Annotated in this window: 22 protein-coding genes and 2 pseudogenes; 11 read left to right on the plus strand and 13 right to left on the minus strand. The window is 72.4% G+C overall.

Translation table 11 applies throughout. The features are described 5' to 3' along the window. Window positions 1-15: 15 nt before the first annotated feature. From FLV34_RS07865 to FLV34_RS07875, 3 genes are all read right to left on the minus strand, one after another. The gene (locus tag FLV34_RS07865; RefSeq protein ID WP_147942736.1) at window positions 16-1,245 is read right to left on the minus strand and encodes a Cmx/CmrA family chloramphenicol efflux MFS transporter; all 1,230 of its coding nucleotides are present in this window, start codon (window positions 1,243-1,245) and stop codon (window positions 16-18) included. Window positions 1,246-2,141: 896 nt separating this feature from the next. Continuing rightward, window positions 2,142-3,023: a dihydropteroate synthase gene (folP, locus tag FLV34_RS07870; protein WP_147942737.1), complete on the minus strand. Its 882-nt coding sequence runs from the start codon at window positions 3,021-3,023 to the stop codon at window positions 2,142-2,144. A 291-nt stretch (window positions 3,024-3,314) separates the two neighbouring features. After that, a complete protein-coding gene (locus tag FLV34_RS07875; RefSeq protein ID WP_147942738.1) occupies window positions 3,315-4,184 on the minus strand; it encodes a LysR family transcriptional regulator in 870 nt (289 codons plus the stop codon). A gap of 1,384 nt (window positions 4,185-5,568) precedes the next feature. Here FLV34_RS07875 and FLV34_RS07880 point away from each other — a divergent pair. Beyond that, on the plus strand, window positions 5,569-6,714 hold the full coding sequence (locus FLV34_RS07880) for a neutral zinc metallopeptidase (protein WP_147942739.1): 1,146 nt from the start codon (window positions 5,569-5,571) through the stop codon (window positions 6,712-6,714). On the opposite strand, the gene FLV34_RS07885 is transcribed toward FLV34_RS07880, so the two are convergent. Further along, complete coding sequence (locus tag FLV34_RS07885) at window positions 6,715-7,125, minus strand: hypothetical protein (RefSeq protein WP_147942740.1); 411 nt, start codon at window positions 7,123-7,125, stop codon at window positions 6,715-6,717. Window positions 7,126-7,239: 114 nt separating this feature from the next. On the opposite strand from FLV34_RS07885, the gene FLV34_RS07890 reads away from it, so the two are divergent. The 5 genes from FLV34_RS07890 to FLV34_RS07910 all read left to right on the plus strand — a co-directional run bounded on the left by FLV34_RS07890 (window position 7,240) and on the right by FLV34_RS07910 (window position 12,963). Next, window positions 7,240-8,781, plus strand: a complete 1,542-nt coding sequence (locus tag FLV34_RS07890; protein ID WP_147942741.1) for an LCP family protein — start codon at window positions 7,240-7,242, stop codon at window positions 8,779-8,781. Window positions 8,782-9,162: 381 nt separating this feature from the next. Next, the gene (locus FLV34_RS07895; RefSeq protein WP_147942742.1) at window positions 9,163-10,524 is read left to right on the plus strand and encodes a S8 family serine peptidase; all 1,362 of its coding nucleotides are present in this window, start codon (window positions 9,163-9,165) and stop codon (window positions 10,522-10,524) included. A 233-nt stretch (window positions 10,525-10,757) separates the two neighbouring features. Further along, entirely contained in the window at window positions 10,758-11,084 is a 327-nt protein-coding gene (locus FLV34_RS07900) for a hypothetical protein (RefSeq protein ID WP_147942743.1), read from the plus strand. Then, the gene (locus tag FLV34_RS07905) at window positions 11,081-11,647 is read left to right on the plus strand and encodes an AAA family ATPase (RefSeq protein ID WP_147942744.1); all 567 of its coding nucleotides are present in this window, start codon (window positions 11,081-11,083) and stop codon (window positions 11,645-11,647) included. The genes FLV34_RS07900 and FLV34_RS07905 overlap by 4 nt, the downstream gene beginning before the upstream one ends. A 353-nt stretch (window positions 11,648-12,000) precedes the next feature. Continuing rightward, complete coding sequence (locus FLV34_RS07910; protein WP_147942745.1) at window positions 12,001-12,963, plus strand: zinc-binding dehydrogenase; 963 nt, start codon at window positions 12,001-12,003, stop codon at window positions 12,961-12,963. Window positions 12,964-13,082: 119 nt separating this feature from the next. Here FLV34_RS07910 and FLV34_RS07915 read toward each other — a convergent pair whose 3' ends face one another. The 3 genes from FLV34_RS07915 to FLV34_RS07925 form a co-directional block, all read right to left on the minus strand. Beyond that, a complete protein-coding gene (locus tag FLV34_RS07915) occupies window positions 13,083-13,688 on the minus strand; it encodes an HD domain-containing protein (RefSeq protein ID WP_147942746.1) in 606 nt (201 codons plus the stop codon). A gap of 65 nt (window positions 13,689-13,753) precedes the next feature. Beyond that, a complete protein-coding gene (locus FLV34_RS07920; protein WP_142648344.1) occupies window positions 13,754-14,524 on the minus strand; it encodes an ion transporter in 771 nt (256 codons plus the stop codon). A gap of 440 nt (window positions 14,525-14,964) precedes the next feature. Next, complete coding sequence (locus tag FLV34_RS07925; RefSeq protein ID WP_205830359.1) at window positions 14,965-15,381, minus strand: DoxX family protein; 417 nt, start codon at window positions 15,379-15,381, stop codon at window positions 14,965-14,967. Between the two features lie 74 nt (window positions 15,382-15,455). Here FLV34_RS07925 and FLV34_RS07930 point away from each other — a divergent pair, with 74 nt between their 5' ends. Both FLV34_RS07930 and FLV34_RS07935 read left to right on the plus strand, forming a co-directional pair. After that, window positions 15,456-16,316 carry a sigma-70 family RNA polymerase sigma factor gene (locus tag FLV34_RS07930; RefSeq protein WP_147942747.1) on the plus strand — a complete coding sequence of 287 codons (861 nt, stop codon included), beginning with the start codon at window positions 15,456-15,458 and terminating at the stop codon, window positions 16,314-16,316. Window positions 16,317-16,482: 166 nt separating this feature from the next. After that, window positions 16,483-16,833, plus strand: a complete 351-nt coding sequence (locus FLV34_RS07935) for a helix-turn-helix domain-containing protein (RefSeq protein ID WP_147942748.1) — start codon at window positions 16,483-16,485, stop codon at window positions 16,831-16,833. 122 nt (window positions 16,834-16,955) lie between these two features. Here the strand turns inward: FLV34_RS07935 and FLV34_RS40280 are convergent, their stop codons facing one another. Further along, window positions 16,956-17,456, minus strand: coding sequence for a hypothetical protein (locus FLV34_RS40280; protein ID WP_187280568.1), 501 nt, complete (start codon window positions 17,454-17,456; stop codon window positions 16,956-16,958). A gap of 520 nt (window positions 17,457-17,976) precedes the next feature. Next, window positions 17,977-19,128 carry an ROK family transcriptional regulator gene (locus FLV34_RS07945; protein ID WP_142648341.1) on the minus strand — a complete coding sequence of 384 codons (1,152 nt, stop codon included), beginning with the start codon at window positions 19,126-19,128 and terminating at the stop codon, window positions 17,977-17,979. A 241-nt stretch (window positions 19,129-19,369) separates the two neighbouring features. On the opposite strand from FLV34_RS07945, the gene edd reads away from it, so the two are divergent. The 3 genes from edd to eda are packed head-to-tail and all read left to right on the plus strand — an operon-like array spanning window position 19,370 to window position 22,769. Continuing rightward, window positions 19,370-21,199 (plus strand): phosphogluconate dehydratase, encoded by a 1,830-nt coding sequence (edd, locus tag FLV34_RS07950; protein WP_142648340.1) that lies wholly within the window; start codon window positions 19,370-19,372, stop codon window positions 21,197-21,199. Continuing rightward, window positions 21,196-22,155 (plus strand): glucokinase, encoded by a 960-nt coding sequence (locus FLV34_RS07955; RefSeq protein ID WP_147942749.1) that lies wholly within the window; start codon window positions 21,196-21,198, stop codon window positions 22,153-22,155. Before edd ends, FLV34_RS07955 begins: the two co-directional genes overlap by 4 nt. Then, window positions 22,152-22,769 (plus strand): bifunctional 4-hydroxy-2-oxoglutarate aldolase/2-dehydro-3-deoxy-phosphogluconate aldolase, encoded by a 618-nt coding sequence (eda, locus tag FLV34_RS07960; RefSeq protein WP_147942750.1) that lies wholly within the window; start codon window positions 22,152-22,154, stop codon window positions 22,767-22,769. The genes FLV34_RS07955 and eda overlap by 4 nt, the downstream gene beginning before the upstream one ends. A gap of 332 nt (window positions 22,770-23,101) precedes the next feature. Here eda and FLV34_RS07965 read toward each other — a convergent pair whose 3' ends face one another. The 4 genes and pseudogenes from FLV34_RS07965 to FLV34_RS07975 form a co-directional block, all read right to left on the minus strand. Continuing rightward, complete coding sequence (locus FLV34_RS07965) at window positions 23,102-23,995, minus strand: carbohydrate kinase family protein (RefSeq protein ID WP_142648337.1); 894 nt, start codon at window positions 23,993-23,995, stop codon at window positions 23,102-23,104. An 88-nt stretch (window positions 23,996-24,083) separates the two neighbouring features. After that, window positions 24,084-24,479, minus strand: a pseudogene (locus FLV34_RS43355) (substrate-binding domain-containing protein); the annotation flags it as partial. Further along, window positions 24,464-25,138: pseudogene (locus FLV34_RS43360) on the minus strand (LacI family DNA-binding transcriptional regulator); the annotation flags it as partial. The pseudogenes FLV34_RS43360 and FLV34_RS43355, both read right to left, overlap by 16 nt. Further along, entirely contained in the window at window positions 25,131-26,744 is a 1,614-nt protein-coding gene (locus tag FLV34_RS07975; RefSeq protein ID WP_147942751.1) for a glycoside hydrolase family 13 protein, read from the minus strand. The pseudogene FLV34_RS43360 and the gene FLV34_RS07975, both read right to left, overlap by 8 nt. Between the last annotated feature and the right edge of the window lie 23 nt (window positions 26,745-26,767).

Consider the following 26,767-nt stretch of genomic DNA (forward strand, 5'->3'; position numbering starts at 1 on the left):
CCGCGAGGCCCGGTCTCAGGCCTTCGCTGTGGTCCTCGTTCCCTTCCGCTCCGCTCCCGCCACAGCGAGCGCCAGCGCGACCAGCAGCGCGCTCACCCACAGGGGAGACCGGTAGCCCAGCCCGGCGCCGATGGCGGCCCCGCCCAGCAGGGGCCCGGCGGTCGCGCCCACGTTGAGGGCGGCGGTCGCGAACGAGCCGCCCAGAGACGGCGCGTCGTACGCCTCGTAGAGCGCCCGCGTGATCAGCATGGAGCCGACGGCGAAGGACAGCGTGCCCTGCACGAAGACGAGCACGAGGACGGCGGCCGGGTCGCCCGCGACCATGTCGAATGCGACCCAGCCTGCCGTCAGGGCCAAACCGCCGGGCACCAGCAGCCGCATCGGCCGCCGGTCCGCCATCCTGCCGCCGATCGTCACACCGGCGAATGATCCCAGGCCGAAGATCGCCAGCAGCACCGGCACCCACCGCGGGCCGTAGCCGGCGACCTCGGTGACCACCGGAGCCAGGAAGGTGAAGGTGCAGAACGTGGCGCCGTTCACCAGCGCGCCGAGCACGAGGGTCACGAGCAGCCGGGGACGGCGCAACGCTCTCAGCTCGCGCCGCGCACCGGGCACGGCCGCCTCGGACGGCATGGCCGTCCCCGGGTGTGTGGCCGCCTCTGGGCGCGTAGCCGTCTCCGATGGCAGGGGCGTCACCGTTGGCGTGGTCGGAATGGCGACCGCGATCGCGATGACGGCCGGCACCGAGACGATCGCCACCGCCCAGAACGCCGAGCGCCAGCCCCATACCTGGCCGAGCACGGCACCGGCCGGCACCCCGGCGACGCAGGCGAGCGTGATCCCGCCGAGCAGTACGGAGGCGGCCCGGCCCTTGGCGCCGGGCCCCGCCATGGCGGTCGCCGTCGCGAGACCCACGGCCAGGAATCCGGCGTTGGCCAGCGCTCCGGCGACGCGGGCGGCCAGCAGAACGCCGAAGCTCGTGGTGACCGCGCCCACCACGTGAACGACCACGAAGACGGTCAGGAAGACCAGCAGCGCCCGCCGTCTCGGCCACCGGAAGCCGAGGACGGCCGTCAGGGGCGCGCCCACGATCATCCCCACGGCGAAGGCCGATGTCAGCGCCCCCGCGGCGGGGACGGACACGTGAAGGTCGCGGGCTATGCCGGGCACCAGGCCCGACAGCATGAACTCGGAGGTTCCCTGGGCGAAGACCGCCAGTCCGAGCATGTAGATGGCGATTGGCATGACAACTCCACCGCGTCGTAAAGGTCGCGAAGGCCCACGAAGGGGATCGCGAACGGTCGATGAGCACGCGGTGAGCCGCTGCGGACCACAGCCGGACGACGAGAGGAGCACCCGGCCGGGCACGCGGGATCACCGCGCGAACGAACCCGGGGTCCGGCGGCAGGAGCAGTCGAAGACGACCATGCGCGGAGCCCCAGGAGAAACGGCCCGTACGACGGTGATTCGGTGGCAGACACCCCGCAGCGGCGCTGCGACGGGCGCGAAAGCGCTCCCCCTACGGCGATGCCGGGCGGCGACGGAGGCGGCGATCCGCGTGAAGTGCCGAGCGACAGGGCGATGTGCAGAGCCACGTGCGGCCCGGCATATCGCGAGACGCACGCGGCAGGACATGCCACCCACGCCGCGGCTCGGCGCCCGACGGACGACGCGCCCACGCAGTACTGCGACCAGCTCAGTGGTGCGACCGCTCGGTGATACGAGAAGTCAGCGGCGCGACAGTTTACGGGTGCGACAGTTCAGGAGTGCGACGGCTCAGCCACCGAATGACCGGTGGCTAGCGTCTCGACGCCTCGGGGCTCGACATGGCCGACACGTTAGCCACAGCCCGAACGCCCTGTCCACCGCTTTGATCGCGGCCCGGTCTCGTCGCGGCCGGTCCGGTTGCGCCCGCCTCGGGGCCCGCCGGACACACGCGGCAGGTCGTGAGCGGTTGCAGGCGGCAGGGCCGGTCACCCCACGGGAAACAGGAGCTCTGGTCTTCGCGAAGCCCGCTCGGCTTCACCCACGAATCCTCGCAAGCTCGGAATTGCCGCGGGGCCCGGTCTCAGGCCTTCGCTGCGGTCACCGCGCCGGAACAAAGCTCCGGTCCCTCCGCCCGGCCTCGCCGGATCGAGGGGCTAGGAGGGCGCGCCGGAGAGGCGGGGGACGACGGCGAGAGCCGTACGGGCGCTCGCCGCGTCGTGGACGCGGAACACCCGGGCGCCCTGCAGCGCCGACACGGCGAGCGTGGCCAGCGTGCCGGCGTGGCGCTCCTCGACGGGCAGGCCGCCCAGTGTCTCGCCGACGAAGTCCTTGTTGGAGACGGCCACCAGCACCGGCCACCCTGTGGCGGTCAGCTCGTCGAGCCGCCTGCTGACCTCCAGCGAGTGCCACGTGTTCTTGCCGAAGTCGTGGGCCGGGTCGATCAGGATCGCGTCGCGGCGGACTCCCGCAGCGACCGCGCGCTCGGCGAGGTCCGTCGTGTACGCGACCACGTCGGCCACCACGTCCTCGTACGCGATGCGGTGGGGGCGGGTGCGCGGCTCGACCCGCCCGGCGTGCGCACAGACCAGGCCGATGCCGTACGCCGCGGCTACTTCGGCGAGCTGGGGGTCCACCCCGCCCCAGGTGTCGTTGAGCAGGTCGGCCCCGGCCTCGGCGACGACCTTGGCGACCTCCGACCGCCACGTGTCGACGCTGATGATCACATCGGGGTGCCGGTCGCGCACCGCGGCGACGACCTCCGCGACACGGCGTATCTCCTCGGCCGGATCGACCTCCGTGCCGGGACCGGCCTTCACGCCGCCGATGTCCACGATGTCCGCACCCTCCTCGATGAGGCGGGAGGCGGCGTCGACCGCGGCCGAGAAGGCGTAGGTCGATCCCCTGTCGTAGAAGGAGTCGGGGGTCCGGTTGACCACGGCCATGACCGCGAAGTCGCCGGGACCGAAGGCACGGCCGCGCAGGCGCAGGACGGCCGACAGGCCGGGCGCCTCGGCGGGCATCGGCGAAGTGGACATCGCGGCCAGCGTACTAGGTCGTGCTGACAAATCATGGCCCCGCTGCGCGTGGCCCAGGCGGCGCCTCGCTGGGTTCTCACCCCACCCACGAAGATTGCTCGCAGGCTCGCAATCTCCGCGGGCCCGGATTCATCGCCCGCAGCCTGCGCGAACTCCTCCTCCGCCTTGCGACGCATCCACCTACGCGCTCGCGGCGGGCAGCATTCGTCAGACACTCCCTAGCGGTACGGCGTCCTCTCGCTTGCCCGCCGGAGACGCGGTCGTGGAACGGTCCAAAAAGACGGCATGTGGTCACGCCGCCGAGCCGCCCTCGGCCAGAGCCACGAAGTGCTGCGCCATCGCGGGCAGCCGCCGCCGGGCGTGCACAACCGCGATGATCTTGCGGAGCGAGGGATCGAGCGAGCGGATCACCAGGCCCGCCCTGGCCGCCTGCTCGGCCATGCCCCGGTACCACAGCAGCGAGGCCCGGCCCTCCCGTACGGTCCGCAGCCAGCCACGGCGCTCGTCGGACTCGACGGCCGGGACCGGACGGACGCCGTGCGTGGCGAAGATCTGGTCGAACTCCCTGCGGCGGGGGCTGCCGGGGGAGGGCAGCACCAGCCGCATGCCGTCGAGCCTGGCCACGGGGACGGGGGCGGGCAGGGCGAGGCCGGGCGGGGAGATCAGCACGATCTCCTGGCGTTCGAGCGGGTGGCTCACCAGGTCGGTGGGCACCGGGAGGTCGGTCAGCCCGAGATCGGCCCGTTGCTCGCGGACCGCGCTGACCACCGCCTCCCGGCCCTCGCACCGCACGATCTGCACCCGTATCCCCGGATGCTCGGCGGCGTAGGCGGGCAGCAGACGCCCGGCGAGGCCGGGCTCCAGGCTCGGGGTGGACGCGATCCGCAGTTCGGCGCCGGAGGAGTTGGTCTGCGTCGCGAGGGCCTCGATCTCGGCCACCGCGTCGAGGGCCTCGCGGGCCAGCTTCACCACCCGGCGTCCCTGGGCCGTCACGACGACCCCCCGGCCCGAGCGGGCGAAAAGCGTCATTCCGAGTTCACGTTCCAGGTCGCGTATCGCGCGGGACAGAGCAGGCTGCGCGATATAGAGCGATCTGGCGGCATCGGTCATGGTGCGGTGCTCCGCAGTGGCGACCACATAACGGAGCTGCTGCAGATTCATGCGAAAAACGCTAGGGCAGACGAGCCCGGCGATTCCGGAACATCGCAGAGATCACGCTGGTCGATTACACATCGTGCCCGACATCTGCTACATCCGTGATGGATGAGATTTCAGTATTCTTTTGCCCCAAATCCACAAAGGGGGCAAAGTCGTGGCGCAGCAGCACCCTCCCCAGGAGCCGCCGGGGGAGAGTTATCCCTATTCGGGGCCGCCGTACTCGCCGCAGCAGGAGGCCGTGCCCGGCGCACCGGACGCATCGGGATCACCCGGCGCGACGCCGGGGCCGTACGGCCCGCAGGGGTGGAGCGGACTCGAGGGCGGCGCATGGCAGCAGGCGCCCGGCACCACTCCTTACCCGCCGCCGGCGCAGCCGCAGAACGGCTCCCAGCCGCCGGGAGGTCAGCCGTACGGCACGCCCTACCCGCCCGGGGCGCACCCCCAGGGCCCGCCCGCGTATCCGGCCCCGTCTCCCGGCCCGGCCTATCCGGCTAACGCCGCCTCCCAGGGCGCTCCCGCCGTCCCCGGCATGCAGCAGGGCGATGGTCTCTATCCCGGGCCCCAGCCGCAGGGCTCCGGGGCGTACCCCGGGTCTCAGCCGCAGGGCGGGGTTCCGTATCCCGGACCGAACGGTGGCAGCCCTTATTCGCAGGCCGCGCCACCGTACGGCCCAGGAGTTCAGGCGGGGGCGGAGGCGCAGGGCGGCGCCTACGGGCAGGGCACACCGCCCTACGGCCCGGGAGCTCAGGCCGGGGCGGACGCGCAAGGCGGCGCCCACGGGCAGGGCACCCCTTATCCCGGCGCGACGCCCTACCAGTCCGGCCCCCAGGGAGGGACGCCGTTCCAGGGTGAGGCACCGTTCCACAGCGGGGCGCAGTTTTCAGGTGGGGCGCAGTTCCAGGGCGGCGCACACTCTCCGGGTGGGGCGCAGTTCCAGGGCGGCGCACAGCCTCAGCCACAGGCTTCGGGGTGGCCGGATGCGGCGGGTGCCGGAGCGCACGCGCAGCCTCCCGCGCAGTCCTTCGCGCAGCCGCCTGTGCAACCTTCTGCGCAGCCCTCTGTGCAGCCCTCTGTGCAAGCCCCCGCGCACCCCTCTGCGCAACCGCCGGCCCAGTCGTACGCCGGGCCCTACGGGCAGCCCTACGCACCCTCGCCGTCCCCCACTGCCCCGGCGGCCCCGCAACCCGGCGCACCGTACGCGCCGAACGGGGCGGCGGGCCACCAGGGAGGCCAGGCGTACGCGCCGGGCGGGCCCGGATATCCGCAGGACTTCCCGGGATCGATGGGGAGCACGGCGTCCCCCGGCCCTGCGCAGGGCATGCAGTTCCAAGCGGCGCCGTTCCAGGCCGCACCGCCCCAAGCGCCGCCCCAGGCACCTCCGCAGCCGATGCCCCAGCCGGCACCCCTGGCAGCACCACAGGGCACGCCGTTCCAGGTGCCACCGCCACCGGCGCAGCAGCCGGCGCCGCCCCAGGGGCCGGGGTGGGCTCCGCAGCCTCCGCCTCCCCCGCACGGGCCCGGCGCCCCCTATCCGCCGCCCGCCTGGCGGCCACCCCGCCGCAAGTCCGGCGGAGGGGCGGTCATCGGCGCGCTCATGGGCGTGCTGGCGCTGGTCTTCGTGCTCATCGTGGTCGTGGGCGCGCTGACCGGCCTCACGCACCACACCGAGACGGTCTCGCCGGTCGCGATCCCGAGCTTCACCTTCTCGCCGTTCCCCACGGACGACGCCACCACGAGCACGGAACCGTCCGAGCAGCCCACCTCGAAGCCGACGTCGAAGCCGACCTCTCAGCCCACGACGCGGCCGAAGCCCGTGCTCAACCGCACGACGAAGAACAACAGCCTCTATCGGGCCGGGTCGCTGGCGACGACGAACTGCCGGGCGGGGAACGCGAGCATCTACAACCACTCCCAGTTCAAGGCGCTGATCCTCAAGACCGGCACGTGCATGGGCAAGGCGTGGGGGCCGGCACTGGAGCGGGTGGGGTTCGACTGGAGCCCGCCGCACTACATGATCGCGGCGCGCAAGGGCAGGGGCGCGTGCGGCGACTATCCCTCCCCCGGCAGCAACGTGCCGTACTACTGCCCGAGCAACAGCACGATCTACGCCTCCACCTCGGCCATGGCGAGGGAGTACGGCCCGCTCGGCTCGTGGAACGGGATCATCATCAGCATGATGGCCCACGAGTACGGGCACCACATCCAGAACCTCACGGGCATCTCCGACTCCTGGTGGCAGCAGACGCTCGACTCCAGCTCCCAGAGCGGCAAGATGGCCCTGAGCCGCCGGCACGAACTGCAGGCGACGTGTTTCGGCGGCATGTTCATGCAGTCGGTCGCCGCCTCGTATCCGATCGACACCACCAAGCGCAACACGCTCCTGTGGGCCTACAGCCACCTGGGCGACCCGCCGGGAGGGCCTCGCGACCACGGGAACACGCGCAGCAACGCGGCCTGGTTCCGTCAGGGCTACACCCGCCCGAAGGCATACCAGTGCAACACCTGGGTAGTCGGCTCCAGCTCGGTGTCGTGATCAACGCCACAGTTTGCGTCTACCTTGTCCGGATATGGGGGTTAGAATCCCTAGCCACAGCTTCGGAAGAGAGAGCGGTGAACCATGCGAGGCGGGGGTCCCGCTGACGAGGCCGGAGGGCCCAGGGAAGGTCAGCGGCCAGGTCAGTACGGCGGAGACCCAGGTCAGCCCGGTGGTGGGCACCCCGGCCAGCCTGGCGCGAGCCCCGGCCAGCACAGCGGGCACGCAGGTCCGCCCGGCGAGAACCCAGGCCCGTACGGGAAGCCCGGCCAGCCCGGCGGCCATGCAGGCCCACCCGGTGGGCACGCCGGTCCGCTCGGCGCAGATGTCGGCCAGTCTGGTGGGTACCCCGGTCAGCACAGTGGCGACCCGGGCCAGCCGGGCGCAGACGCCGGGCCGCCCAGTGGTCACCCCGGCGCGAGTCCCGGGCAGCCTGGCGCGAGCCGACCAGGAGACGCGAGCCGGCCAGGAGACGCAGGTCGGGCCGGTGGAGACACGGGCCGGCATGGCCGGAGCGAGGACGGCATGCCGCCCCCGGGCGCGCCGCCCACGACGGCCCCGCGCGGCGGACAGCCGCGTTTCGGCCCTCCGCTGACGACCGCCTCCCTGATCGGCTGGACGGCGCTGTCGGCAGTCCTGCCCGGAGCGGCCCATCTGCGGGCGGGCAACCGCCGCACCGGGATCGCGCTGCTGGCGACGTTCGGCGTCGTGCTGGTCGCCCTGGTGATCCTGGTCCTGCGCCTGAAGGACAACGCGGGGGTCGCGCTGCGCGGCAGCACGATGACCGCCGTCATGGCCGGAGCCGCCGTGTGCGCGCTCGCCTGGTTCGCTCTCGTGCTCCTGTCGTTCGTCGCCCTGCGGCCACAGCGCCTGACGCAGACCGGCCAGGTGGTGTCGGGCGTCGTCGCGGGCGTCCTGTGCGTGGCCGTGATGGCCCCGTTCGCCTTCACCGCGAACACGATCAGAACGGCCAGCCAGTTACTCGACGACGTCACGGCTCCGGCGGAGGGCTCGACCCCCGTCCCCGTACGTGCCGAGGACCCGTGGAACGGCCGCACCCGCGTGAACTTCCTGCTGATCGGCGGCGACGCGGCGGGCAACCGGATCGGGGTGCGCACCGACTCGATGACCGTGGCCAGCGTGAACATCGCCACCGGCAACACCGTCCTGTTCAGCCTGCCGCGCAACCTCCAGTACGTCCGCTTCCCCGCGAGCAGCCCCCTTCACAAGGTGTTCCCGAACGGCTTCAACGCCGAAGGGCAGGGCCTGCTCAACTCCGTCTGGTACTACGCCGACAACAACCCCCAGATCATGGGCGGCAAGAACAGGGGCGCGCAGGCGCTGAAGGACGCGATCGGCTACACCCTCGGTCTGCACATCGACTACTACGCGATGGTCGACATGTACGGCTTCGCGGCCCTGATCGACGCGGTCGGAGGGCTCAAGATCCGGGTCCAGCAGGACATCAAGTGGGGCGGCAAGTTCGGCACCGCCGGCACCATCAAGGCCGGCTACCGGACGCTCAACGGCGAGGAGGTGCTCTGGTATGGCCGCTCGCGGGTGGACAGCGACGACTTCTCCCGCATGGCCCGCCAGCGCTGCGTCATCGGTGCGCTCGCCCAGCAGGTCACCCCGGCCACGGTGCTCGCGAACTTCAACAAGATCGCCTCGGCTGCTCGGCATCTGTTCCGCACCGACATCCCCCGCGACCTGCTGGAGCACCTCGTCCCGCTCGGCATGAAGGTGCGCAACGCCAAGATCACCAGCCTTCAGTTCGTGCCGCCGCTCATCTATACCGGCAACCCGGACTGGGTCAAGATCAGGAAGCTGACCCGGGACGCGATCCGGGAGTCGATGGCCGAGCGGGGCACCGTCGCGGCCACCGCCTCGCCGATGACGTCCGCCGGATCGGCGGCGTCCGCCACTCCCTCCGGCTCGCACTCCCCGTCCGCGTCGCCGAGCCCGTCCCCTTCCCGTACGCCGGTGGTCGCCGGGGCGAGCCCCCGCGCGACGCCCACCACGAACGACAAGGCGGCCAAGAACCTCTCGGAGCTCTGCGGCTTCTGAGACGGCGCGGCTGAGCGAGAACCGCGAACCTACCGCCGCGAGAACCGCCTAGCGGAGGCATCGGACGGAGGCTTCCGGCCGAGGGCCGCCGAGCCGAGGCTGCCCGGCCGGAGGCCTTCGGGCGCGGGCTGCCGGGCCGGCGCTTTCGGCCGAAGCTGCCGGACGGAGCGCTGCCGGACGGAGTGCTGCCGGACGGAGTGCTGCCGGACGGAGTGCTGCTGAGCGGGGCTTTCAGACCGGGGCTTCCGGCCAGGAGTCCCCACCGGGCGACACCAGGCCGTTTTTACGGGAAGGCGTGGACGCCGCCTTCCCGATGCAGCATGGTTGTCACGTAACGCATCCACCCAGTCACGATCCGCACAGTAACGGAGTGGACTCGTCGTGCGCGTACTCATCCAGTTGCGTCCGTCCCCCGACCTGGTCGCCGCCGTCGCCGACCCGTCGGTCCCCGCGGCGGCGTCGGACGTGGCCGACGGCCTGCCCGGGGTGGTCCTCGACCACTCGTACGCCCCGGTGGCCGTGCCTCGCCCGATGCCCGCATCCCCCGGCGGCGACCCGCTGTCGCTCAACCAGCCGCTGGTCTTCTCCATGGCGCCTCAGGACGCCTCGGTCGTGGTCCGCGGGGAGATCGCCGACGACGAGGTCACCAGCAGGGTCGCCCCCCTGCCCGCGACCCGCCGCGACGTGGTCGCGGTGTACGCCGACCCGGTGATCGAGACCTCGCTCACCTGCGGGGGCGACCCGGCCGTGGGTGACTGGCACGACGTCGAACGGCTGTTGCGCGTGCCCGACCTGACGGCCGAGGGGCTGGACGGCTCCGGCGTCAGCCTCGCGGTCGTCGACACCGGCATCAACGCGGCGTACGTCAAGGCCGCCCGCGGGCAGGACGTGACGGTGGATCACGAACGGAGCTGGAGCCCCGAGGGCGTCTCCGGGACCCCGGGGGACTTCGCGGTCGACCACGGCTCGATGTGCGCCTTCGACGCGCTCATCGCCGCGCCCAAGGCGTCGCTGGTGGACGTGCCCGTGCTGCTGTCGCGGCGGCAGGGCGGCTCGACGCTCGACGGCCTGCTGTCCGACGCCATCGCCGCGTACGCGCACCTGCGCGAGGTACTCGACGCCCAGCCCGCCGAGTCGCGGGCGCTCGTGGTGACCAACAGCTGGGGGTCGTTCTCTCCGCGCTGGGACTTCCCGCCCGGACACCCCGGCAACTACTCGGACAACGCGGCCCATCCGTTCAACCTCATCGTCGGCAGCCTGGCCGAAGCGGGGGCGGACATCCTGTTCGCCGCGGGCAACTGCGGGACGCAGTGCCGCGACAGCAGGTGCGCTTTCCCCGACCGGCCCATCGTCGGGGCCAACTCCCACCCCAGCGTGCTCTCGATCGGCGGGGTCGACACGGCGGGGATGCGGGTCGGCTACTCCTCGCAGGGCCCCGGCCGGCTGACCAAGCGCAAGCCGGACTTCTGCGCCTACACGCACTTCGCCGGGTCTGGTGCGCTCGGCGACGACGAGCCCGACTCGGGCACCTCGGCCGCCTGCCCTGTCGCGGCCGGGCTGGTCGCCGCCGTACGCTCCCGCTGGCCTGCCACGGTGCTGTCGCCCGCCCAGCTCCGTACGCTGCTCCGCCGGACGGCCGATGATCGCAGTGCCGTAGGGTATGACCACGACTACGGGTACGGCGTGGTGGACGCCGCCGGCATCATCGCCGCGCTGCGCCGCCGAGCCGCGAAGGCGGCCTGAACAACGCAGCGCCGCGAAGGCGGCCTGAACAACGCAGCGCCGCGAAGGCGGCCTGAACAACGCAGCGCCGCCAAGGCGGTCTGCAGACACAGCGCCGTGGAAGCGGGCTGAACAACGCGGCGCCGCGAAAACGGCCTGAGTCATGCGGGCCGCGGAAGCGGTGTGCGACGAAAGCGGCCTGGGGCCGCCGCGCCGTCCGGTGACGAGACGTCCAGCAGAGGGAGGCGGGGCCGGTGGCCGAGGTGCTCATCACCGTCCGGCTCACCGCGCCCGCGACGCTGGAGACCGCGATGCGGCGACTCGGCCTCGCCGAGGACGAGGGCGACACCGGCTACGGCCTGGTGCCGGTCGATCCCCGCAAGGACCTGTACGTCCTGCGGGTGACGGAGGAGGCCGGCCGGCGGGTCGGCGACTCGGACGCCGGGGCTGTGGACGGCGGGGCGGCGGACGGCGGGGCTGTGGACGGCGGGGCGGCGGACGGCGGGGCTGTGGACGGCGGGGCGGCGGACGGCGGGCCCTACTCCGATCCGCCCATCGAGCCCTACGGGCCGCCGCGATGACCGCTCCCGTCTGGGTGGTGTCCGGTCCGCCGGGCGCGGGCAAGTCGACCGTCTGCGAGCTGCTGCTGGCCCGTCTCGACCCCGTGCCCGCCCTGCTCGACAAGGACACGATGTACGGCGCCTTCGTCGAGGCCACACTCGCGGCGTACGGCAGGCCCACGGGCGAGCGTGAGGGGCCGTGGTATGACGAGCACGTCAAACGGCATGAGTACGCCGGCATGACGGCGACGGCCAGGGAGATCCGCTCCCACGGGTGCCCGGTGATGCTCGGCGGGCCCTTCACCTCCCAGGTGCACGACGCGGCGCTCTGGCACGCGTGGGTGGAGGCGCTGGGCGGGCCGGACGTACACCTGATCTGGATCCGCTCCGACGGCCCGACGCTGCGTGAGCGGCTTCTCCGCCGAGGCCTCGCCAGGGACGGGCAGAAGCTGGAGAACTTCGCCGAATATCTGCGCGCCATCCGCGTCGACGAGCCGCCCGCCGTGCCGTACGAGGAGGTCGACAACCGCCTCGGCGCGCCTCCGCTCGACGTCCAGATCGACCGGCTGGTGGCGAGAGCGTAGGCCGCACCCTCAACCGTTCCCGCGTGCTGCTCGCCACGTGCTTGAGCATGCGTTCACGACCATCCGGAGCGTCGGAACGCGGGATCCGAGCACCGCCTGGTGGCGAGAGCGTGGGCCGCACCCTCAACCGTTCTTGCATGCTGCTCGCCGGGTGCTCGCGCATGCGTTCGCGGACCGTTGGAGCGTCGCGACGCGGGATCCGAGTCAAGTGGTCGCGCACCGTTCTCACTTCGGCCGCCGGGACGGCGGAGTTCGTTAGCGTCCGAGGCGTGGAAGCTCCGCGCTTCCCCGGGACGGCCCGCAAGCGCACTGAGCCGCCCCGGACCGATCGATCCCCAAACACGGAGACAACAGTGAAGGCAGTCGCGATCAAGGCGTTCGGAGTTCCCGAAGGTCTGGCCGTCATCGACCTCCCCGCCCCGGTTCCGGGCGCCGGGCAGGTGCTGATCGCCACGGAGGCGATCGGCGTCGGCGGCGTGGACGCCGTGATCCGAAGCGGCGCTCTGGCCGCCTACGGTTTCACGGAAGGCCACATCCCCGGCGGCGAGGTGGCGGGCACCGTGATCGCCGTCGGCGACGACGTCGACACCTCATGGATCGGCCAGCGGGTGTGGGCGTCCACCGGCGTGGGCGGCGGCTACGTCGAGCAGGCGGTCGCCCCGGTCGAGGAGATCGTCCCCCTTCCCGCGGACCTGTCCGCCGTCGACGCGGTGACGCTCGGCAGCTCCGGTGTGGTGGCCCACTTCGCCCTCGCCCACGCCCACTTCGCCCCCGGAGAGTCGGTGCTGGTGCGCGGCGCGGCGGGCAGCATAGGGATCCTGGCCGTACAGCTCGCGGCTCGCGGCGGCGCCGGTGCGGTGGCGGTCACCACCTCGTCGGCCGAGCGCGGCGAGCGGCTGCGCAAGCTCGGCGCGACCCACGTGCTGGACCGCTCCGGTGAGGGCGGCGAGGGCGCTCCTACGGGCTACGACATCGTCATCGACGTCGTAGCCGGTCCGGACCTGCCCTCCTTCCTCGACAGGCTCAACCCGAACGGCCGGCTGGTGGTCGTCGGCGTGGTCGGAGGGCAGCCTCCGGCGGACTTCGGCACGACGATGATGGCCGCGTTCCGGAAGTCGCTGTCCTTCGCCACCTTCAGCGCCGACACCGTTGCCGCCTCCGACCGGCGTGCCGTACGGATCGAGCAGTTCGCCGCCGCGGGGCGCGACGCGCTGCACGCCGTGGTGCACGAGGTGCTGCCGCTGGAGCAGGCCGTGCTGGCGCACCGGAAGATGGACGCCGGAGAGGTGTTCGGCAGGATCGTCCTGACCCCGTGACGCGCTCGCCGGCCTGAAGGCCGGGCTCCAGCCCGTGCCGCGTGCGCGGCACCTCTACCGGACTGAAGGCCGGAGCACTGCGGACGAATCCGGTGGCCCACGGCCCCTGCCGGTCGCGGTCACACGATCTCGTGCCCGTACGCGGCCGCGAGCGGCCGCAGGTCGGGGACACCGAAGGCGGCGCACATCGACGCGAACGCCTCGGCCTTGTCGTCGCCATAGCGGCGCACATGGGCCGCGTAGGTGTCCGCGGTGACGAACCTCGGCGGGTCGGTCTTGCTGTGGAACTTGTCCGCGAACATCACAAGCCGTTCCTCGGCCGACTCCGCGAGGTAGTCGCGGGGAGGCAGCGGCAGGCCCTGTCGCAGCACGTCGTCCCGGCTGATCCCCACGCCCGTGTGGTGGGAGCAGAACCGGCACAGCCTCTCGGGGAAGCCCTCCTTGCGGAGCAGCTCGTGGCCGAGGACTCCGTGGCGTACGTAACCGGCGTGGTCGAGCCGCCCGTCCTCGTCGTAGAGCAGGTAGACGCCGACGTCGTGCAGGAGGCTTCCGGCCCGCACCACGTCGGCGTCGACGTCGAGCCCGGCGCGGTCGGCGCGGTCGGCCAGTTGCAAGGCGATAGCGCAGACGATCTCGCAGTGCGTGTAGACGAGGTCGAACGCCTCCTCCGTCGGCGCGTGTCTCGCGTGCAGTGCGCGGATCTCAGCGTCCGTCGGAAGCCGCATGGGCGGAGTCTAGCAAGCGATGATCATCGGCTGGCGGCCCTGGATGTCAGGAGGGCACGGGGATATCAGGAGGGCACCCGTTCGCCGAGGCTCTCACGCAGGCTCCTGATCTCCTCGCGCAGGGCCGACAGCTCGGCCAGCGTCGAGCGGTCGTCCGTGTCCCTGGCCTCCTCTTCCATCGCGCTCACCACGACCGCGATGAAGAGGTTCAGCACGACGAAGGTGCAGACCAGCACGAAGATGACGAAGTAGATCCACGACGAGGGGTGGCTCTCCATCAGCTGGCGGTTGATCTCCGACCAGCCGTCGCCCGTCATGACCTGGAACAGCGTGTACAGCGACGTGGGCAGGTCGCCGAAATACTCGGGCGCGGCGGCGCCGTACAGCTTGGTGCCCATGACGCCGGCGACGTACAGGATGAGGCCGAGCAGCACGACGATCGAGCTCATGCCGGGGATGGCGGTGAGCAGCGCGGAGACCACCCGCCGCAGCGACGGCACGACCGAGATGAGCCGCAGTGCCCGCAGGACGCGTAGCGCCCGCAGCACCGACAGGCCCCCGGCCGTGGGGAGGAACGAGAAGCCGATGATCAGCAGGTCGAAGACGTTCCAGGCGTCGCGGAGGAACCGCCACCGGTAGACGTAGATCTTGGCGAGGATCTCCGCCACGAAGATGTACAGGGCGACGTGGTCGGCGACATGCAGTTCCGTGCCGTATTGGGCGGTCGCCTCGGCCGAGGTCTCGACGCCCAGCGTGGCCGCGTTGAAGAGGATCACCACCGTGATCACCTGCTGGAACCGCGGCGACTCGATCAGACGGCGGACACGTTCACGCACGAAGAACTCCTGGGAGGCACTGAAAGATCGGCACAGAGCCTAGTGCCCCCCGGGGACATTTCCGTTACCCGGCCTTGGCGCTCCTATTGACGGCGTTCGAACCGGCCACGCCGCCGCCGACCGTCTCACCACGGGGCAAGACGGCCGACGCGGCAGGCTCTCATCGCACGGCGAGACGGCCGACGCGGCACCCTGTCACCGCACGGCAAGACGGCCGACGCGGCACCCTGTCACCGCACGGCAAGACGGCCGGCGCGGCACGCTCTCGCCGCACGGCGAGACGGCCGACGCGGCACCCTGTCACCGCACGGCAAGACGGCCGACGCGGCACCCTGTCACCGCACGGCAAGACGGCCGGCGCGGCACGCTCTCGCCGCACGGCGAGACGGCCGACGCGGCACCCTGTCACCGCACGGCAAGACGCCCGACGCGGCACACCGTCACCGCTCAGCGAGACCGCCGGTGCGGCGGCCGAAGGGCCTCAGCGCCCAGGACACCGCGGTGAGCGCGGTCAGCATGGAGAGCACCCACACCTCGCCCACGGCGTACCCGGTGGTCAGGTGGGAGACCACGGCCCCGGTGTAGGTGAAGAAGACGCCCGCGTAGGCCCACTCCTTGACCAGCGCGCAACGCGGGACGAGCAGGGCGATCGCCCCGAGCACCTTCCAGGTGCCCAGCAGCACCAGGAAGTAGGACGGATAGCCCAGGTGCGTCACCAGGTCGCTGACGTACGGAATCCGCGCGATGTCCCAGACGCCGCCGATCGCCAGTTCGGCCGTCACCGCCACGGTGGACGTCCAGTAGCCGGCCGCGCGCACGCGTGCCCAGTTCCTGGTGCTGCTCGAAATCGTTGCCATGAGATGCTCCTTGTCACATCCGAGCGGGGTCCGGGTTCATCGCCATGAACCCCGGCGGCGGAAGGATGTGACCGATGGACGAAGACGGGCTGGCCGTACGCTTCGAGGAGCAGCGGCCCCACCTGCGGGCGGTCGCCTACCGGATGCTGGGCTCGCACGCGGAGGCGGACGACGCGGTGCAGAACGCGTGGCTGCGGCTCAGCGGCGCCGACACCGCCGGCGTGGCCAACCTCGCGGGCTGGCTGACCACCGTCGTCGCCCGGGAGTGCCTGAACATGCTCCGCGCGCGCCGCAACCGCCGTGAGGAACCCCTTCCCGACGTCACCGCCGAGCCCGCCGCCGAAGCCCACGACGCGGGAGATCCCGAAGCCGAGGCCCTGCTGGCCGACTCGATCGGTCCCGCGCTGATGGTCGTGCTCGACGGTCTCGCCCCCGCCGAACGGCTCGCTTTCGTCCTGCACGACGTCTTCGCCGTGCCCTTCGGCGAGATCGCCGACATCGTGGGAAGGTCCCCCGCCGCCGCCCGTCAGCTCGCCAGCCGGGCCCGCAGACGGGTCGTGGGCGCGACCCCGCCCCGGCAGGTGGACATCGCCCGGCAGCGGCGGGTCGTGGACGCCTTCCTCACCGCGCTGCGGCATGGTGATTTCGACGGGCTGCTCGCCGTGCTCGATCCCGATGTCCTGCTCAGGGACGGCGACGCGGAGCCGGTGCGGGGTGCGCGAGCCGTGGGCGCCCATGCGCTCACCTTCTCGCGTGCCGCCCGGTTCGTACGGCCCGCATTGGTGGACGGCGCCGTTGGCCTCGCGATCGTCCCGCAGGGACGCCTCATCGGGGCGCTGGCCTTCACCTTCGATCACGACAAGATCACCGCGATCGAGATGATCGACGATCCGGGCCGCCTGCGGCACGTCGACCTGGCGGCTCTCCGCCCGTGACCGCGTCGCGTCCCCGCCTCTGACCACATCGCGTCCCCGCCTCTGACCGCGTCGCGTGCCCGCCTCGCCGTGGCGGGGGCGGGGTGACGGACGGACAGTCCAAGATTCCGGACCTGCCGCCGCAGCCGTCCTTGGCGCATGCTCGGGCCGCCGGGAGAGTCGAGCCATGAAACGGACGACACCCATACGTGAAAAGGAGCCTCGAAGCCTAGGGGCGCTCATCCGGGCCTGGCGGGAGCGCGCGCTGCTGACCCAGGAGCAGCTCGCCGACCGGGCGGGCGTCAACGTCCGCACCATCGGCAGGATCGAGGGCGACGCCGTGGGGCGGCCCCGCAGCGCGTCGCTTCGGCGGCTAGCCGAGGCGCTGGGCCTGGACGGGCGGGAGCGGGCCCTGCTCGCCGCGGCCGCGTGCCGCGAACCGGTCCGGCAAGACAGTGAGGCCACCTCCGTGCGGGTCGGATCCGCGTGCCGCTGCCGGTCGCCCCGGTGGCGGTCGCGTCTGGACGCCTGGCACTGATCACCGAGCCCATGCCGGTCACCCCAGTTCCGGTCACCCGGACACCTGCGGCCGGTGCCGACGTGACGACCCGCGGCGCGCTTCCCGAACGTCACCGGGGAAGCGCGCCGCGGGTGGCGGTCTCAGGCCATCACGGCACGGCTGACAAGCGGCTCACCGCTTCTGCAGACCACGCAGAAGAGCCAGAGCTGGACCGCGACGACGGTGCCGCCGTCACGGAGGTTCCGGCAGTAGGCGCGGTAGTTCCCGGTCGCCTCATATGCGCTGCCCGCGGCCACGCACTTCCCGCACGCGTTGGGCTGGGAGTAGGTGGCCTCCAGGAAGGAGCCCGACGGAGGCAGCGAGATCGAGCAGCTCACGGCGGGCGCGAACCCGGCCGTGGCAGGCTCCGCCCTCGCCTGCGTCTGCACCTCCCCCCGCACCCCCACCTCCCCCTGCACCCCCACCTCCCCCTGCACCCCCACCTCCGCGTGCACCCCCGCATCCCCCTGCACCCCCACTGCCCGCCGCACCTCCCCCCGCACCTGCGCATTGGCTGGGGTTGCGCTCGCGATGGCCCCCGCCATCAGCGCGAACGCCGCGCCCAGTCCGATGGTCGTCTTCGTCAAGGAGCGCACGGTCATGATGTCGTCCTTCCGATCGCATCCGTCAGGCGTGACCGGCGCCGGTCGTCGCGGCTGTCAGCGGTCCGCGGAGCGCCGTACCGTCTCCGGAGGACCGCCTCGTGCGGACCTTCACGTCGGCGACGCCGGAGTGGGGAAACAGCGGCGCTCCCCGCCGCGCGTCGGCGTGCATGCACCGGTCATGGCTCCACTCTCCTGGCTGCTCGCGTGGCGAACCAGGGCGTCCACCGGCCATTCGCCGGGCATTCCCCGGGCACCATGCCCTGAGCATCCCGCCCTGAGCATCCCGCCCTGAGCATCCCGCCCTGAGCATCACGCCCGCCCGGCCAACACGTGGCACTCCTTGCGCACCCCGCGAACCGCGTGATCCTGTGATGTGCGGCTTCGCGGCAGGGTTCCGTCCGGCCTCCTGTCAGGCGAGCCGCTCACGGGCGCCGCGACGAAGGCCGTGTGTTCGCCGGCGCACTCCGCCCAACAGCGTCACTCCGCCCGACAACGCCGCTCTGCCAGACGGCGGACTTCAGCGGGCGGCGGCGTCGACGGCCTGGGCCGACAGGACGTGGTCGAGCACCATGAGGGCACAGCCGGTGATGCCGGCGCCGGGCCCGAGGCGGCTGCGCTCGATGCGCAGGCTGCGGGTGGCGAGCTGGGTCGAGCGCCGGTAGACGACCTCGCGCACGCCCGACACGAGCGGCTGGAACATCTCGGCGACGTCGCCGCCGAGGACCACGACGGCGGGGTTGAGCAGGTTGACCGCACCGGAGATGACCTCGCCCAGCCAGCGGCCTGCCTGCCGCACCACGGCCATGGTCTCCGCGTCGCCTGCCCGGACCAGGGCGGTCACGTCGGCGAGCGACATCACGTCGCGGCCCTTCGCCCGCAGGTCGCGCAGGATGGCGGTGCCGCTGGCGACCGAGTCGACGCAGTCGAGGTTGCCGCAGCGGCACAGCACTCCGCCGCCGTCCCGCACGGGGATGTGCCCGATCTCCCCGGCCGCGCCGAGCGCGCCGCGCAGGATGCCGCCGCCGGAGATGACTCCGGCGCCGATGCGGGTGGAGACCTTCACGAACAGCAGGTCGTCGAGCTCCGAGGCGTAGACGACCCGGTGCTCGCCCATCGCGATGACGTTCACGTCGTTGTCCACGAGCACCGGCACGTCGAACCGCTCGGCGATGATCGGCGGGATCACCACGCCGGTCCAGCTCGCCATCACGCGGGCGCTCTCGACCCGGCCGGCGGCGAACTCCACGGTCGCAGGCACGCCCAGGCCGATGCCGACGACGTCGTCGCGCCCGTCGAGCAGCTTTTCCCAGGTGTCCATGAGCAGGGGCAGGACGACGCCCGGCCCCTCCTCGACGTCGATGTCCAGGTCGGTGCGGTGCAGCACCTCGCCCGCGAGGTCGCACAGCGCGATCTGCGTACGGCGGGCGCCGAGCGAGGCCACCGGGACGACTCCCCCGGAGGTGGCGAAGCGCAGTCGCATGGGCGGGCGGCCGCCGGTGGACGGCCCCTCGGCGTCCTCCACGATCAACCCGCGCTGCAGCAGGTCGCTGACGCGGTGCGCGACGGCCGGGCGGGACAGGCCCGTCACACGGCCGATGTCGGCGCGCGTCACCGCCTCCCCGCTCCGGATGAGCTGGAGGACCTCGCCGGTCGTGGCTAGACGTGACATCGAGCGTAAGTGAAGCACAGAAGCTCACCTAAGTTCAATGACTTATTCATTCGAAGTTACAAAAGTCGGCTTGAAAAGTCGCATAACTTCCCGATACTGTCCCTTCCGTGCCCGATCGACACCTGGTGCCCGATCAACGGGTCGAAGACCGGACGTCAGGCCGGGCACACGTCCCGGGACGAAGGATCCGGGGCGAGTTGGACCCCGCCTCGCGGCGGCCCCGGCAGGAGGAGAACCTTCCGTGACGCACCCCGTTATCACCGAGGTCACCGAACGCGTGGTCGCGCGCAGCCGCGAGAGCCGCGAGGCCTACCTGGAGCGGGTGCGCCGCGCCGGGGCCGAACTGCGTGAGCGGGGGCCGGCCCGGGGGCGGCTCGGCTGCGCCAACCTGGCCCACGGCTTCGCCGCCGCACCTGCCGAGGACAAGATCGGCCTGCGTGGTACGGCGAAGCCGGGCGTGGCCATCGTGACCTCGTACAACGACATGCTGTCGGCGCACCAGCCGTACGAGACCTACCCGCCGGAGCTGAAGCGGGCGGTCCGCGAGGCGGGCGGCGTGGCACAGGTGGCGGGCGGCGTGCCCGCGATGTGCGACGGCGTCACCCAGGGCCGGGCCGGCATGGAGCTGTCGCTCTACAGCCGCGACGTGATCGCGATGGCGACCGCGATCGCGCTGTCGCACGACATGTTCGACGCGTCCCTGCTGCTCGGGGTCTGCGACAAGATCGTCCCGGGACTGCTCATCGGCGCCTTACGCTTCGGGCACCTGCCGGCGATATTCGTCCCCGCCGGGCCCATGACCTCGGGCCTGCCCAACAAGGTCAAGGCCAGGGCGCGGCAGGCCTTCGCGGAAGGCAAGATCGGCCGACTGGAGATGCTCGACGCCGAGGCCTCGTCCTACCACTCCCCCGGCACCTGCACGTTCTACGGCACCGCCAACTCCAACCAGCTCCTCATGGAGGTCATGGGCCTCCACCTGCCGGGAGCGACGTTCGTCAACCCGCACACCGAGCTGCGGCGCGCGCTGACCGCGGCGGCGGCCCGGCGGGCGGTCGCGATCACCCCGCACGGCGCGGAGTACACGCCCGTCGCCGAGGTCGTGGACGAGAAGGCGATCGTCAACGCGGTCGTCGCGCTGCTGGCCTCCGGCGGCTCCACCAACCACACGATGCACCTGGTCGCCATGGCCGCGGCCGCCGGCATCGAGCTGACCTGGGACGACATGGCGGCCCTGTCGAAGGTCGTGCCGCTGATCACCCGCATGTACCCCAACGGCCAGGCGGACGTGAACCACTTCCAGGCCGCGGGCGGCATGGCGGTGTTCATCGGCGACCTGCTCGACGCCGGGCTGCTCCACGAGGACGTGCTCACGGTCGCCGGGCGCGGACTCGGCCTCTACCGCTCGGCTCCCACGCTCAAGGACGGCGCGCTGGTGTGGGACGAGCGGACCGAGCCCAGCACCGACACCGACGTCCTTCGGCCGGTCGCCGAGCCGTTCTCCCCCGACGGGGGCATCCACATGCTGACGGGCAACCTGGGCCGGGCGGTGAGCAAGGTCTCCGCCGTCAAGCCCGAGCACCTGGTGATCGAGGCCCCCGCCAAGGTGTTCGACGACCAGCTCGACCTGCTCGCCGCGTTCGAGCGGGGCGAGCTCGACGGGCAGGACTTCGTCGCGGTCGTCCGCTATCAGGGCCCCCGGGCCAACGGCATGCCCGAGCTGCACAAGCTCACCCCACCGCTGGCCGTCCTGCTCGACCGCGGCCAGAAGGTGGCCATCGTCACCGACGGCCGCATGTCCGGCGCCTCGGGGAAGGTCCCCGCGGCGATCCACCTGTCTCCCGAGGCCGCCGACGGCGGGCCGATCGCGCTGCTGCGCGACGGCGACGTGATCCGCCTCGACTCGGCCGCCGGCACCCTCACCGTGCTCGCCGACCTCACCGGTCGTACGCCGGAGGGCGCCCCGCTGACCGACGAGCAGTGGGCCGGCACCGGCCGCGAGCTGTTCGCCTCGTTCCGCCGCACGGTCGGCCCGGCCGAGCGCGGCGCGAGCGTCTTCGGAGGTGCCGCGTGAGCCTTCCCTGGCTGGTCGCGGACGTCGGCGGAACCAACGCCAGGTTCGGTTTGGTGACCCGGCCCGGAGGGCAGCCGGAGGCGGTAGCCGTACTCGACGTTTCCCAGCATCTCGGCCTTGCCGATGCCGTAGCCGCCTATCTCGCAGACCATGCGGGCGGAGTTCGGCCGGGGGCCGCGTGCCTGGCGATCGCCGGTCCGGTCGAGGACGACCGATACCGGCTGACGAACGCGGGATGGACCGGGTCCGTCAAGGAGCTCGGCATCCCGCGTACGGTGCTGCTCAACGACTTCGAGGCGCTGGCGATCTCGCTGCCGCACCTGGCGGGGGACGACCTCGTGCCGCTCGGCGGCCCGCCGCCGACGGCCGGCCTGACGAAGGTCGTGCTCGGGCCCGGCACCGGGCTCGGGGTGGCCGGTCTCGTGCCCGTACGGGAGGGGTGGCAGCCGGTGCCCGGCGAGGGCGGGCACATCGCGGCTCCCGCCGTCACCGACCTGGAGATGGAGATCGTCCGGGCGGTGCGCGCGGACGGCCTGCCGTACGTGGACGCCGAGCACCTGCTGTCGGGCACCGGGCTGCCGCGCCTGCACCGCGGGCTCGCGCTCGTGCGCGGCGTCACGCCCGAGGACCGCACGGCCGCGCAGATCACCTCCTCGGACGACCCGCTGTGCGCCGAGACCGTGGAGGTCTTCCTCGCCATGCTCGGCAGCTTCGCCGGCGGCGTGGCGCTCCCCTTCGCCGCGCGGGGCGGGGTATCCCTGGGCGGCGGCGTGCTGCCCCGCCTGCTCTCGCGGATCCCGGGCAGCGCGTTCCGGGCCCGGTTCGAGACGACCGCGCCGGCGCTGACGGAGTACGCCGCCGCGATCGCCACCGTCCTGATCACCGCCGAGCAGCCCGCGCTGACGGGTGCGGCCGCCTGGCTCGCCCAACGAAATCCCGATGTGGAGCTGGTATGAGCAACCTTCTCGACCTCGCACCGGTCGTCCCGGTGGTCGTCCTGGACGACGCGGACAGCGCCGTCCCCCTCGCCCGGGCCCTGGTCACGGGCGGGCTGCCGGTCATCGAGGTCACGCTGCGCACCCCGGCCGCACTCGACGCCATCCGGCGGATCGCCGCCGAGGTGCCGGAGGCCGTGGTCGGCGCGGGCACCGTGCGCTCGCCCGAGGACGTGGAGGCCGCGGTCGAGGCCGGGTCCCGCTTCCTCGTCTCCCCCGGCACCACGCCCGGCCTGCTCGCGGCCATGCTCGCCTCGGGCGTGCCGTTCCTGCCGGGCGTCGCCACGGCCACCGAGGCGATGACGCTGGCCGAGCGCGGTGTGCGCGAGCTCAAGTTCTTCCCGGCCGAGCCGGCCGGCGGCGTCGCGTATCTCAAGTCGCTGGGCGGCCCGCTGCCCGACGTGCGGTTCTGTCCCACGGGTGGGATCACCCCGTCGAACGCGCCGGCCTACCTCGCCCTGCCGAACGTCGGCTGCGTCGGCGGGAGCTGGCTCACCCCGCGCAGCCTGGTCGCGGCGGGCGACTTCGCCAGGATCGAGAAGCTCGCGTCCGAGGCCGCCGCGCTGCGTCCTTGAGCGCTACGCCCCTGAGCGGATCCGGGTCCCTGAGCGCTTCCGGGTTCCAGAGCGCTCCCACCCGCGCCGGGGCCCCGAGCACTCCCCGGTCTCTGGGTTCGCTCCCAGCCATGCCGGGTCCCGAGTGCCCCGCCCCCGGGCGCTTTCCGGGGCTCCTCAAGCTCGCCGGTCCGTCCTTCCTCCCTCGGCGGAGCCGGCGGCCATGCTCGTGACCGCGACCCGGACACGTCCATGGGTGCCGGGCCCGCGACCGCTCACCTGCGGTGGCGAGCCCGGCGTCACCCCATAACCAACCCCCGCGCACAGCCTCACGGGCAGCCTGACGGGCAGCCTTAGGACAGCGCGCGCAGCAGGGCGTCGGGGCCGATCGGGTCCTCGTGCGTGCCTTCCGCGGTGCACGCGTGCGCCCCGGCCACCGCGCCCAGCCGTACGCACTCCTCCAGGGGCCGGCCGGTCAGGCGTCCGTACAGGAAGCCGGACACGAACGCGTCGCCGGCGCCGTTGCTGTCGGCCACGGGACCGGGAGGCGGCGCGGCCGGGAAGGCGCGGATCCGCCCTCCGGCCAGCACGTGGCAGCCCGCGGCCCCGTCCGTGCACACGACCACCGACGCGCGGCCCCGCCCGGCGATCGCCCGCATGATCTCCTCGCGCCGCCCGCCGAGCCTGGCCGCCGACAGGAAGACCACGTCGGAGGAGTAGGCGAAATCCTCGTGATGCGGGTTCTTCCCGTCCCAGTCGTGCAGGTCGGTCGAGACCGTCGTGCCGTCGGGGATGTCGGCGTAGACGTGCCGGGCGAAGTCCACGATCGAGACGTGGACGTGCCGGGCCGACCGGAGCGCGGGCAGGTAGAGGTCGCGCGGCATCCGCTGGCCGGGTACGGCCCTGGGGTCGAACAGCGACAGGCGCCTGCCGCCGGGGTCCACGAGCAGGACGCTGCGGCGGGTGCCCGCCTCCGACGGGGCGTGGGCGAAGTCCACGCCACGGGCGGCGAGGTGGCCGCGGATCAGCGCGCCCTGCGGGTCGTCGCCGATGAGGTCGACGAACTTCACGCGCAGGCCGAGGGCGTGGCAGCCGAGCGCGACCCCCGCGCCGGTGTTGCCGATCCGGTCCACCACGGGCGGCACGGCGTAGGTGTCGGCGTACGGCAGGGGCAGCTCGGGCACGTAGACGGTCGTGTCGACGCCGGCGCCGCCCACGACCAGGACGTCGATGGGATGATCGGTCATTGGCAACGCTCCGCGGAAGGTCGGGAGAGCCCGGCGTGGCGACCTCGCGTGGCCGCCGGGCCGGGGAAGGCGAGACCCCGGCAGGGGCTCAGCGGTTGACCAGCGGGCCCGAGCTGGTGGAGCCGCGCACCACGAGCTCGGGCTGGTAGACCAGCTCGACGTGCTTGGCGGGAGTGCCGCCGATCTCCTCGAGCAGGGTCTCGACGGCGGCGGCCGCCATCGCGACGATCGGCTTGCGCACGGTCGTGAGCGGCGGGTCGGTGAACGCCATCAGCGGCGAGTCGTCGAACCCGACGACCGACACGTCGCCGGGCACCGACAGCCCGCGCTCGCGGGCGGCGCGGATCGCGCCGAGCGCCATGAGGTCGCTCGCGCAGAAGATGCCGGTGCAGCCCCGGTCGAGCAGCGCCGGTCGAGCAGCGCCGAGGCGGCGGCCTGCCCGCCCTCCACGGAGAACAGCGAGTGCTGGATGAGGTCGTCGACGTCGGCCAGGCCGAGCAGCTGCGCCATCGCCTGGCGGAAGCCCTCGATCTTGCGGATGACCGGGACGAAGCGCCGCTGTCCCAGCGCGAGGCCGATGCGCTCGTGCCCGAGGTCCACCAGGTGCTGTACGGCCAGGCGCGCGGCGAGCCGGTCGTCGGGTGAGATGAACGGCGCGGGGATGGCCTCGTTGTAGCCGTCCACGAGCACGATCGGCAGCCCGCGGTCGGTGAGCCGGTTGTAGCGGTCCATCCTGGCGGTGGTGTCGGCGTGCAGGCCGGAGACGAAGACGATGCCGGACACGCCCCGGTCGAGGAGCATCTCGGTGAACTCGTCCTCGGGGGCTCCGCCGGGCTCCTGGGTGCACAGGATCGGCGTGAAGCCGTGCTGGATCAGCGACTTCTCCATCGCCTGGGCGAACGCCGGGAAGATCGGGTTGCCGAGCTCCGGGATCACCAGGCCGATCAGGCCGTTGCTGCGCTGGCGCAACCGCTGGGGCCGCTCGTAGCCCATCAGGTCGAGGGCGGTGAGCACGGCCTGGCGGGTGGCCGGGGAGACCCCCGCCTTGCCGTTGAGCACACGGCTCACCGTCGCCTCGCTGACTCCGGCCTGGGCGGCGATGTCGGCGAGCCGTGTGTTGTTCATGAGCATTACTTTAGACATTCCTCGCGGTCCACCAGGTGGCCGAGTCGGGAGCGAGCCGCACGTTTTCGCCGGACGTCTCGGGCCCTCCGCTGGCCAGCAGCAGGTCGCCGGGCGCCTCCGTCTCCACCCACTCCCGCGTCATGTTGATCACGCAGGCGAACGAGTCGCCGCGCCGGAACGCGAGCGTGCCGGGCGGGCTGTCGAGCCACGTCAGCGTGCCGTCGCCCAGCTCCGGGTGCTCCCGCCGGAGGGCGAGGGCGGCCCGATAGAGGCTGAGCATCGACGCGCCGTCGCGCAGCTGCGCCTCCACCGACAGGTCGCGCCAGTCGGCCGGCATCGGCAGCCAGCTCTCGTAGACGCCCGGCGGGGTGAAGCCGTACGGCGGCTCGCCTGCGGCGGTCCACGGGAGCGGCACCCGGCAGCCGTCGCGCCCGCTGTCGGGGTCGCGCAGCCGCTGCGGATCCTGGAGGGACTGCTCGGGCAGGTCGAGCACCTCGGGCAGCCCCAGCTCCTCGCCCTGGTAGATGTAGGCGGAGCCGGGCAGCGCCAGCATGAGCAGCGCCGCCGCCCGCGCCCTGCGCAGGCCGCGCTCGCCGCCGCCGTAGCGGGTGACGTGCCGCTTGACGTCGTGGTTGGACAGGACCCAGGTCGAGGGCGCGCCCACCAGTGCCGCCGTGCGCACGGACTCGTCGATGACCTCCTTGAAGAGCGCCGCGTCCCAGGGCGTCTTGAGGAAGTGGAAGTTGAACGCCTGGTGCAGCTCGTCGGGGCGGACATAGTTGGCCAGCCGCTCGGGGGTGGGCGCCCACGCCTCGGCCACCCCGATCCGCTCGCCCTCGTAGGAGTCGAGGATGCGGCGCCAGGCCCGGTGGATCTCGTGCACGCCGTCCTGGTCGAAGAACGGCACGACCTGCGCGCCGATCATCTCGGCCTGGCCCCGGGCGCCCACGTCGGGCAGGCCCGGCGCCTTGACCATGCCGTGCGCCACGTCGATGCGGAAGCCGTCCACGCCGAGGTCGAGCCAGAACCGCAGCACGTCGGCGAACTCCTCGTGCACCTCCGGGTGCTCCCAGTTGAGGTCCGGCTGCTCGGGCGCGAACAGGTGCAGATACCACTGGCCGTCCTCGACGCGGGTCCAGGCGGGCCCGCCGAAGATCGACTCCCAGTCGTTGGGCGGCAGCTCGCCGGACGCGCCCTTGCCCTCCCGGAAGATGTAGCGCTCCCGCTCCGGGCTGCCCGGCCCGGCCTTCAGCGCGGCCTCGAACCAGGGGTGGCGGTCGGAGGTGTGGTTGGGCACCACGTCCACGATGATCCGCAGGCCCAGCCGGTGGGCGTCGGCGATCAGCGCCTGGGCGTCCGCGAGCGCGCCGAAGAGCGGATCGACGTCGCGATAGTCGGCCACGTCGTATCCGAAGTCGGCCATCGGCGAGGGATAGAACGGCGTCAGCCAGATCGCGTCCACGCCGAGGTCGGACAGGTAGCGCAGGCGGCTGCGCACGCCGAGCAGGTCGCCGATCCCGTCACCGTTGCCGTCCGCGAAGCTGCGGACGTACACCTGGTAGATCACCGCGTCGCGCCACCACCGCGTCGAGACCGCGGACGGCTGGACGGCGAGTTCGGTCATTGGGATCCCCCGATTCTCATATA

The sequence above is a fragment of the Microbispora sp. CSR-4 genome (genome assembly GCF_008033685.1).
Lineage (GTDB): Bacteria > Actinomycetota > Actinomycetes > Streptosporangiales > Streptosporangiaceae > Microbispora.

Coding starts and splice junctions, on each gene's coding strand:
- folP (WP_147942737.1), bottom strand. CDS start 3,023: ATGTCCACTTCGCCGATGCCCGCCGAGGCGCCCGGCCTGTCGGCCGTC.
- FLV34_RS07945 (WP_142648341.1), bottom strand. CDS start 19,128: ATGTCACGTCTAGCCACGACCGGCGAGGTCCTCCAGCTCATCCGGAGC.
- FLV34_RS07935 (WP_147942748.1), top strand. CDS start 16,483: ATGAAACGGACGACACCCATACGTGAAAAGGAGCCTCGAAGCCTAGGG.
- FLV34_RS07890 (WP_147942741.1), top strand. CDS start 7,240: ATGCCGCCCCCGGGCGCGCCGCCCACGACGGCCCCGCGCGGCGGACAG.
- FLV34_RS07925 (WP_205830359.1), bottom strand. CDS start 15,381: ATGGCAACGATTTCGAGCAGCACCAGGAACTGGGCACGCGTGCGCGCG.
- eda (WP_147942750.1), top strand. CDS start 22,152: ATGAGCAACCTTCTCGACCTCGCACCGGTCGTCCCGGTGGTCGTCCTG.
- FLV34_RS07875 (WP_147942738.1), bottom strand. CDS start 4,184: ATGAATCTGCAGCAGCTCCGTTATGTGGTCGCCACTGCGGAGCACCGC.
- FLV34_RS07975 (WP_147942751.1), bottom strand. CDS start 26,744: ATGACCGAACTCGCCGTCCAGCCGTCCGCGGTCTCGACGCGGTGGTGG.
- FLV34_RS07880 (WP_147942739.1), top strand. CDS start 5,569: ATGCCCCAGCCGGCACCCCTGGCAGCACCACAGGGCACGCCGTTCCAG.
- FLV34_RS07905 (WP_147942744.1), top strand. CDS start 11,081: ATGACCGCTCCCGTCTGGGTGGTGTCCGGTCCGCCGGGCGCGGGCAAG.
- FLV34_RS07965 (WP_142648337.1), bottom strand. CDS start 23,995: ATGACCGATCATCCCATCGACGTCCTGGTCGTGGGCGGCGCCGGCGTC.
- FLV34_RS07930 (WP_147942747.1), top strand. CDS start 15,456: ATGGACGAAGACGGGCTGGCCGTACGCTTCGAGGAGCAGCGGCCCCAC.
- FLV34_RS07865 (WP_147942736.1), bottom strand. CDS start 1,245: ATGCCAATCGCCATCTACATGCTCGGACTGGCGGTCTTCGCCCAGGGA.
- FLV34_RS07915 (WP_147942746.1), bottom strand. CDS start 13,688: ATGCGGCTTCCGACGGACGCTGAGATCCGCGCACTGCACGCGAGACAC.
- FLV34_RS40280 (WP_187280568.1), bottom strand. CDS start 17,456: ATGACCGTGCGCTCCTTGACGAAGACGACCATCGGACTGGGCGCGGCG.